The organism is Flavobacteriales bacterium (assembly GCA_013214975.1).
Classification (GTDB): Bacteria; Bacteroidota; Bacteroidia; order DT-38; family DT-38; genus DT-38.
On record JABSPR010000012.1, the window covers coordinates 1 to 8,532 of the forward strand.

An 8,532-nucleotide genomic window follows, 5' to 3' on the forward strand; every position below is an offset into this window, starting at 1 on the left:
CCATAGCCTTCCATTACTGGGATTTGAGCTGCTTGGAAAACTCTTGCTAGACGGGCTTGTAAAGCAGCACTTCCTGAAGTAACTATCTTGACATTCCCGCCAAGTGCTTCTCTCCATTTGTTGAAAATTATTTTGTTTGCAATGCCAAGTTTAAACTCATACCAAGCTCCATTTGCACCATATGGCTCATATACTAATCCAAGTTCCAAAGCCCAGAAGAAGAGTTTTTTCTTTATACCTGTCTGTTCATTTCCTTTAGCCACAATTTTGTCGAAGACTTTTTCGAGTAGTCGAGGAACAGTAGAAAACATTTGTGGCTTTATGTCTTTTAAATCTTCTCCAATAGTCTCCATGGCCTCTGCATAATAGATAGAAACACCATGTAGTATGTACATGTATGTTATCATTCTTTCGTACACATGACATAAGGGAAGGAAACTTAGGGCTTTGTCATGTTCGTTGCAAGGCATTCTATCCATGCAAGCAATCACGTTACTATAAATATTAGTGTGAGAAAGCATAACACCCTTTGGGTCTCCAGTAGTTCCTGAAGTGTATATCAATGTTGCAAGATCGTTAGCTTTTATATCCGCTTTTAATTTATCGATCACAGTTAAATCTCCATCAGGATCCAAATCGACAATTTCACGCCAGTTTTTTGCGCTTTCAACCGAGTCCATGGTGTAGATTTCTTGTAAGGTGCTTACGTCAGCTTTAATGTTGCTTACTTTCTCATACAAGTCTTGATTCGAGACAATGACAATTTTCACTTCTGCATGATTAAGGATGAACTTGTAATCTGCTTCTGTAATAGTTGGGTATATTGGGACATTGATGGCTCCAATTTGTAATATGCCTATGTCGATAATATTCCATTCCGGCCTGTTATTAGAAATCATAGCAACCTTATCACCTGGCTTAATGCCAAGTTTAAGTAGACCTAAGCCAAACTTATTTGAAGTATCGATGAATTCTTGCGTGGAGTACGTTCTCCAACTGCCATTTTCTTTTCCTGCTAATGAAACTTCCTGCGGGAATTTGTCTGCTTGATATGTAAGAATATCAAATAATCTGTCGTTGTTCATGTTTCTTTTTGGGTTATGGTTAGCTACGTGAAAAAACTGCTAAAGTTTCTAATTTACTATATAAATTGGAATGTTTTAGTTCTGGAAATATTAATTATTTAGAACTAGTCTTTTTTGAGATTTGCTAAGTTAGCCTGTGCAAGAGGCATTAGTAATATTTCATTTACGTTTATATGTGCTGGCCTTGATGCCGCATAGTAAATTGAATCGGCCACATCCTCGGGAGATAGTGCCTTAAAACCTTGATAGACTTTCTTCGCTTTTTCTTCATCTCCATCAAATCGAACGATTGAAAATTCAGTTTCTGTTGCACCTGGCATAACAAGGCTAACCTTAATTCCATGTCCCAATAAGTCTATTCGCATAGATTGTGTAATTGCATCTACAGCATGCTTTGATGCGCAATAAACATTTCCTTTAGGATATACTTCTTTGCCAGCAAGAGAACCAATGTTTATTATATGACCATATCCTTGCTTTATCATTATTGGCATAATTGCTTTGGAGACATATAAGAGTCCTTTAACATTAGTATCTATCATGTTTTCCCAATGAACTAGGTCACCTTCTTGAATTGTATTAAGTCCAGCTGACAAACCAGCGTTGTTGAGTAGTAAGTCGATAGTACTCCATTTTCCAGGAAGAGAATTAATAGTGATCTCAACTAATTTTTGATCTCTTACATCAAACGTTAAATTAAGGACGTCTACGTTGTAATCCCCCATGATTTTATTTTTAAGCGATTCTAAGCGATCGGTCCTTCTTCCTGTAATTATTAGGTCGTAGCCATTTTTTGCAAAAAGTTCTGCTGACGCTTTACCTATTCCTGAAGTGGCTCCAGTTATAAATGCGATTTTATTCATGAGATGATTTATATAAAGTATTTAAAGAATGAAAATTTCCGAATCAATTTTTCCTTATCAAGAAGGAGTAGCATGCTGATAATAAGAAAAGGTAATCCTGGGATTTTGTATCGCATAATGGCACCCATCACTGGAGTAACTAAGCCAATAAGCGTATATAAAGTAAGAGAAAAAAGAATACAGAATAGAAATAAGTTAAGGTTTACATTTTTCCATGGTTTTCGAAAGACAACACAGATTCCGATTAAACCAATAATTGCAAAATTCTCAATAATAGCTAGTAGTACAAAAGGACTTCTTATTGTAAAATCGTTACTCCAAATTAAAGTGTTCTTTAATGCTTGTGGAATGTTTGATATCAAACCCATTAATGTAGGAGGGATATTTCCTAGATCTATTTTACTTCCAGAGTTTTGGTGCTCAACTAGGCCTACAAAGTCTAATTGCTTTCTTATCAATAGATCCACAATGTTATAGTTAGGCAAAATGTGATGAGCATTAAGACCAAGTGTAATAATTACAACAAAAGAGATTGAATACTTTAAAAGGATGTTAGAATTCGATTTATAGACCCAACAATATGCAAATAGGGATGGAATAATTGCTATTAGTATGTAGTATTTAAGGTGTGCCATCAATAGTAGAGAGAAAAGAAGAAGAGAAATAGACCGAGTGTGAATTTTGTCATTTAATAATTTATTTGTTGATAAAACCATCAACCCTAGTCCTAAAAACAGCAAGCCTTCTTTTAATACTCCCGAATTCCAAAATATAACCGATGGAATTAAAAATATAGCAATCATTAAGCCTGTTGAACTGTTATTCAAATAAGAAGAAAACGTTTTGTAAATAGCCATTGATCCAATCAAGGAGCAAAAGCACATAAAAACTGTATGCACATTGTAATAGCCAAAGGAGGCGAAATAAACGATTGCGTTAAATCTAATTAAGGTGTGATTATCGTTATATAGGCTGCTTTCATATTCTCTAAACCAATGGTTCATTTTGTCGTAATATTCATGAAATTGAGGCGCATCGTTTCCAATTCCGGTTAACATGGATAGAAAAGCTTGAGGATTTGTAAATACTGCTGAATACATCACTTTGGCGTCATCGAAGTATTTATATATATCTGCTGTACTTCTGTCCGTATAATGATAAGTATATATTAAACTCATCAGCACCCCAAAGAGAACTTTTGCACTGAAAATTATTGATATTGATTTCCTTGAAAGGCTATTGTCAATAAAAAAGCTCCATTTGTTTATGAGGTATATAAATAGAGCAGAGTAAATAAGAACGAGAAGTGCTTCCATTAAGAGTAATCTGAGTTACAAGGTAAGTAAAATTACGAGGTTGGTAAATGATGATTTATGTTGATAATTAAGCAAAGTAAAATAAGGCTATAAGAGAAGCTCAGCATATATTTGTGCTATCAAAAAAAATCAATAGAATGGGAGCAGTAGCTGAGAGTAAATCGAACATAGAAACGGCACAAGAATTAGGTCTTACAAAGGATGAATTTGCAAAGATTATAGAAATCCTGGGTAGAGAGCCGAATTTCACAGAGCTCAGTATCTTTTCAGTAATGTGGTCAGAGCATTGTTCTTACAAAAACTCTATTGTTTGGTTAAAGAAATTACCTCGAGACGGAGATCATTTATTAGTAGCTGCTGGAGAGGAAAATGCGGGATTAGTTGACATAGGTGACGGTATAGGATGCTGCTTTAAGATCGAATCTCATAATCATCCTTCTGCAGTAGAGCCTTATCAAGGTGCTGCAACTGGAGTAGGTGGTATTAATAGAGATATCTTTACAATGGGAGCTCGGCCAATTGCTCAATTGAACTCTTTACGATTTGGTGATATTACTTTAGATCGAACCAAATGGTTAATTAAGGGTGTCGTAAAAGGTATCGGTGATTACGGTAATGCTTTTGGAATTCCGGTATTAGGGGGAGAAGTGGTTTTTGACCCTTGTTACAATACAAACCCTTTAGTAAATGCCATGTCTGTTGGTATAATGAGCAAAGATGATTTGATCTCTGCAACGTCTCATGGTGCCGGTAATCCCGTATTTATAGTTGGTTCTTCAACAGGAAAGGATGGAATCCATGGAGCAACTTTCGCTTCAGGTGATATTACCGAAGATTCTGCAAATGATTTGCCTTCAGTTCAAGTAGGAGACCCATTTCAGGAAAAATTATTGATGGAGGCATCTTTAGAAATTGCTAAAACGGATGCAATTATTGGAATGCAAGATATGGGTGCAGCGGGTATTACATGTTCTACCACAGAAATGTCTGATAAAGGTGGACATGGAATGCGAATAGATTTAGATAAAGTACCTACACGACAAGAAGGAATGGTTCCGTTCGAAATATTGCTTTCAGAATCGCAAGAACGAATGTTGGTTGTTGTGAAGAAAGGACAAGAGAAAATAGTGAATGATATCTTTGATAAATGGGATTTGAATTGTGTTGAGATTGGTGAAGTAACTGAGGGTAATCAAGTACAGTTTTTCATGAATGGTGAGTTAGTAGCTGATGTTCCTGCAAGTGATTTAGTACTTGGTGGTGGAGCTCCGGTTTATGAAAGGGATTCTAAAGAGCCAGCTTATTTTGCAGAATCTAAAAAGTTTGACATTAACTCTATTGCAGAACCAGATAGTCTCAAAGAAGTTGCTGCGTTTCTAACTGGCCATTATAATATAGCTTCTAAGAAGTGGGTAATTGAGCAATACGATTCGATGGTAGGTACTGTTAATATGAGTACAAATAATCCATCAGATGCAGGAGTTGCTAAGCTAAAAGGTTCTGATAAGGCAATTGCTATGACTGTTGATTGCAATGCAAGATATGTTTACGCTGATCCAGAAGAAGGATGTGCAATGGCTGTGGCTGAGGCTGCTAGAAATATTGTATGTACTGGTGGTGCACCATCTGCAGTGACAAACTGTTTGAATTTTGGAAACCCATATAACCCAGAAGTATTTTGGCAATTCTCAAATGCTATAATGGGAATGAAAAAGGCTTGTGAGAAGTTCAATACACCAGTAACAGGAGGTAATGTTAGTTTCTATAACCAGATCACTATTGATGGAAAAGATGAAGCAGTTTTTCCAACACCGACAATTGGAATGATTGGTGTGATAGAAGATAAAAAGCATATTACATCTTTGGCTTTTAAAGAAAAAGGAGATTTGATTTATTTATTGGGAGATGTAGTAGAGGACATTAATTGTTCGGAATACTTATACTCTTACCATAATGTCAAATTATCTCCAGCGCCGCATTTTGATCTAGAGAAAGAAGCTTTATTGCAGGATACGTTATTAGAACTCATCAAAATGGATATGATTGCATCTGCTCACGATTGTGCGGATGGTGGACTTTATATTACTTTATTAGAAAAATCAATGCCAAATGGATTAGGCTTTGATATTATCACTAGTTCAGAAGTGAGAGAAGATGCATTTATGTTTGGGGAGTCTCAAGGTCGAGTAGTTGTATCTATTTCAAGAGATCTAGAAGATACTTTCTTGGAAATAATGGAAGATAAAACATTGAACTTTATGTTGCTTGGACATGTTACTCAAGGTAAGATATGTGTGGATGATGAGCAATGGGCAATGGTAGAAGACGCTAAGTTGGTTTATGATACTTCTTTAGAGAAGATGATTTCGTAAACTGTTTTACTTTAGAGTTATACAATTCTGTTGAATCATATAGGTGTTTTCTTCCTTTCTTGCTTAAGATCCCTAAAGGGATTGAAGTACCTATAACAATGCCTATTCCTGCTAATGTAATTCTATTAACTAGATTTTAACCCCAAATGTTTCCCCAGTAGGTCCATTTTGATTGGATTTAGAAAAGTCTGAACTACCCTTGAGGCACCCTGCGAGTATAATGCCGCTACCAATAATTAGCGGTGCGTAGAGTATCGTTCCTGCTTTTCTTATTTTGTCATACTTAGCATATGAATCAAAGGCATTTGGTGAAATTTTTATCAAGTCTTCATATTTCTGCCTTCCCTTTTTATTAAACATCACAGGCTTTTGCTCACCTAGTTTAAAATAAAAATTGGAGCTCCTAGTACCGTCAGAGTGGATGTAATTCTTTTCCACGAAGGAAATTTGTTCTTGTGAAAATGCAGAATTAATAGTGAGTATTAACGAGAGTACAAATACTACTAAAGAGAAGTTGAATACAGAAGATTTCATCGTTTTAAGATTTTATTGAAACTAATAAAAAAACAATATTAAGCTGACTAAGAATCCTTATCCCAGTGTTACTCCGAATTCTTTTCCTAATTCACTTAAGTCGTTAACAACGTCTTCTATTAAAGGAATACCTTCTTTTAAACGAATAGCCGTTACTTTTCTCTCAGGATCGCCTGGTATCAATACAGATTCTTGTCCTGGTATTGGGTTTGAATTCCTGAATGTTCTGATCCAGTTATCGATATGTTCTTTGAATTCATCTTTAGATCTAAAGGCATCGATGCTCATAGCGCCAAAGAAATGCCCAAGGCCTTCACCAACAGGATTGGGAGCAGGATCTAAGAATGCCACAAATGGAGGAACCCAAGGGCCGTAATTCGCTCCGGAAAGCACTGCAGAGAAAATATCTACTACTGCGCCTAATCCATATCCTTTATGACTCCCATGAGTGTGATCTCCCCCTAGAGGAAGTAGGGCACCACCTTTTTGAATCCCTGAATTATCTATTGATGGATTACCTTCTTTATCCTGAATCCAATTAGATGGAAGATCTTCGCCTTTTCTTTTTAATGTCTCTAGTTTGCCATTAGCTGCAGTGGTTGTTGCCATGTCTAAAACAAAAGGTGGTTCTGAGCCGGCGGGTATTGCAATTGAAATAGGATTTGTGCCTAGCATCCTATCTAATGAGAACGTAGGGGAAACCAAAGGGCTTGCATTTGTCATGGAAAACCCAATCATATCGTGTTCTAGTGCCATCATTGCATGGTGACCAGCAATACCGTAATGGTTAGAGTTTTTAACGGAAACCCATCCAGTTCCAACTTTTTTAGCTTTCTTAATTGCAATATTCATTGCTTGAGGTGCTACAACTAGCCCTAAGCCTTGGTCGCCATCTACAACTGCCGTGCTCATTGTCTCATGAATAGTCTTTATAGCAGGTGTTGCGTTTATTCTTTCTTTCTTCCATAGACGAACATAGCCAGACAGTCGGGCTACACCATGAGAATCGACTCCTCTAATATCAGCATTAACCAAAACTTTCGCGGCCAATTTTGCATCAGGCTCCGAACATCCTATGGATTTAAAGATTTCAATAGAGAATACTGTTAATTCATTTAAAGAATAGTTAGTGTATTTTGCCATTTAATGTCACTTTGGTTATTAAACGTGAAAATAAACAATAGATACGGAAGGAAAAATCAAGAAACGAAATAATTATGTCTGTATCCTAATAGGCATAGGTGAAGTGACTTTTGAGAAACGTTTCCATTTCGATTGGTAAGTTGTTAAAAAAACATAGTCAAAATAGTTATTCTTTGGAGATCTTTCTTATCTTTGCACCTCAGGTCTTGAGGGTTTCATGCCCTTAGCTTGTTTGGTTTATGATTGGCCCCGTTGAAAGACGGGGCTTTTTTTGCTCTATAACATGAATATAGTAATCACAGGAGCCAGTCAGGGAATTGGATTTGAGACGGTTAAGTCTATATCGTCTTCAGGAAATCATACTGTAATAACATTATCTAGGAATATTAAGAGACTAGAAGAGTTAGAAACTCTATGTTTGAAAATTAATCCCTCCATTAAGATACATTCTATACAATTCGATCTTAAGGAAGAAAATCACTTTTTAGTGTTAAAAGAAAAGATCTGTTCTTTAATAGATAGAGTGGATGTTCTGATAAATAATGCAGGGTATTTATCTAAAGGACTAATTGAAGACATCACTGAAGAAGATATGCGTTCGACATATGAAGTAAACTTATTTGGTCCGATAAAGCTTATTCAGTTATTGAAGCCTCTAATGGGTGTGTCTTCAAAAGCCCATATACTTAATATAGGAAGTATAGGAGGGTATCAAGGGAGTAGTAAGTTTTCTGGTCTTTCTCTATATAGTACAAGTAAATCGGCATTACATACTTTAACAGAATGTTTGGCAGAGGAATTTAGAGGGGATAATATAAGTGTGAATTGTTTAGCACTAGGAGGGGTGAATACAGAAATGCTTGCTAGGGCATTTCCTGATTACGTTGCGCCAACAAGCGCTCAAGAAATGGGTGCCTACATTACAGCTTTTATTCTTAATGAAAAGGATATGTTTAATGGCAAAGTATTGCCTGTATCCCAATCGACCCCATAAGCATTAGTCTTTTTGTATATAGCTATAGAGTAATTCTAATTCTATAGTGATGATTCTACAGGTAGTATTATGTCAAAAGCTACCCGCATATTACGGATCAAATGCAAAAGTTGTTGTTTTCAAAAATTAAGCAAAAAGTTTCTCCAGCCTAAAAAGGAAAAATTCTACATTCCTAACACCTCTAAATTGTGCTCTAAATGCCTTTATTTTAGAATTGAAAGATTC

General features: G+C 36.0%; 8 protein-coding genes. 2 read left to right on the top strand and 6 right to left on the bottom strand.

The annotated features are described in order from the left end of the window. The 3 genes from HRT72_00615 to HRT72_00625 form a co-directional block, all read right to left on the bottom strand. On the bottom strand, nucleotides 1-1,085 hold a 1,085-nt coding region (locus HRT72_00615), incomplete at its 3' end, for an AMP-binding protein (protein NQY66218.1). Nucleotides 1,086-1,189: 104 nt separating this feature from the next. Then, the gene (locus HRT72_00620) at nucleotides 1,190-1,948 is read right to left on the bottom strand and encodes an SDR family NAD(P)-dependent oxidoreductase (GenBank protein ID NQY66219.1); all 759 of its coding nucleotides are present in this window, start codon (nucleotides 1,946-1,948) and stop codon (nucleotides 1,190-1,192) included. Nucleotides 1,949-1,956: 8 nt separating this feature from the next. Then, nucleotides 1,957-3,264 carry a hypothetical protein gene (locus HRT72_00625; protein ID NQY66220.1) on the bottom strand — a complete coding sequence of 436 codons (1,308 nt, stop codon included), beginning with the start codon at nucleotides 3,262-3,264 and terminating at the stop codon, nucleotides 1,957-1,959. Between the two features lie 137 nt (nucleotides 3,265-3,401). Here HRT72_00625 and purL point away from each other — a divergent pair, with 137 nt between their 5' ends. Continuing rightward, nucleotides 3,402-5,636, top strand: coding sequence for a phosphoribosylformylglycinamidine synthase subunit PurL (purL, locus tag HRT72_00630; GenBank protein NQY66221.1), 2,235 nt, complete (start codon nucleotides 3,402-3,404; stop codon nucleotides 5,634-5,636). Between the two features lie 129 nt (nucleotides 5,637-5,765). Here the strand turns inward: purL and HRT72_00635 are convergent, their stop codons facing one another. Both HRT72_00635 and HRT72_00640 read right to left on the bottom strand, forming a co-directional pair. Continuing rightward, nucleotides 5,766-6,170: a hypothetical protein gene (locus HRT72_00635; protein ID NQY66222.1), complete on the bottom strand. Its 405-nt coding sequence runs from the start codon at nucleotides 6,168-6,170 to the stop codon at nucleotides 5,766-5,768. 57 nt (nucleotides 6,171-6,227) lie between these two features. Further along, a complete protein-coding gene (locus HRT72_00640) occupies nucleotides 6,228-7,313 on the bottom strand; it encodes an Ldh family oxidoreductase (protein ID NQY66223.1) in 1,086 nt (361 codons plus the stop codon). 283 nt (nucleotides 7,314-7,596) lie between these two features. On the opposite strand from HRT72_00640, the gene HRT72_00645 reads away from it, so the two are divergent. Next, nucleotides 7,597-8,307: an SDR family oxidoreductase gene (locus HRT72_00645; protein ID NQY66224.1), complete on the top strand. Its 711-nt coding sequence runs from the start codon at nucleotides 7,597-7,599 to the stop codon at nucleotides 8,305-8,307. 126 nt (nucleotides 8,308-8,433) lie between these two features. On the opposite strand, the gene HRT72_00650 is transcribed toward HRT72_00645, so the two are convergent. Next, on the bottom strand, nucleotides 8,434-8,532 hold a 99-nt coding region (locus HRT72_00650; protein NQY66225.1), incomplete at its 5' end, for a transposase.